Below are 326 nucleotides of genomic sequence, written 5' to 3'. Positions count from 1 at the left end.
TTAGGGAAAAATAGTGAAATTAAATATAGTTGGTGGAGCAGGACTACACAAAAGTGAATTAAGAGCTGTTGATAAAATGGAGAAAGGGTTGCAAGATAGCTGGCAAGCCTATGCAGGGATTGTTATTGCAGACTCCCAAGGCTCTATGGAGATTGATTGCCTCATTATTACACACGATCGCATTCTAATTGTTGAGTTGAAAGAATGGAACGGAAAAATTACTTCCTCTAATGGTATTTGGTATCAGAATAACCGCAATCGCGGGAAAAGCCCTTATCAAATTAAAAGAGAGCACGCACAGCGTATTAAAAACCTTTTAATAAGTG

1 protein-coding gene is annotated in these 326 nt (G+C 38.0%); it reads left to right on the top strand.

Going from position 1 to position 326, the window contains the following annotated elements:
- Window positions 1–13: 13 nt before the first annotated feature.
- On the top strand, window positions 14–326 hold a 313-nt coding region (locus tag CWC11_RS21710), incomplete at its 3' end, for a nuclease-related domain-containing protein (RefSeq protein ID WP_138684239.1).

The organism is Pseudoalteromonas sp. S3178 (assembly GCF_005886985.1).
In the GTDB taxonomy this organism is placed as follows: Bacteria; Pseudomonadota; Gammaproteobacteria; order Enterobacterales; family Alteromonadaceae; genus Pseudoalteromonas; species Pseudoalteromonas carrageenovora.
The sequence above is the reverse complement of the archived record's forward strand: the minus strand, read 5'-3'. Positions and strand labels throughout refer to the sequence as shown.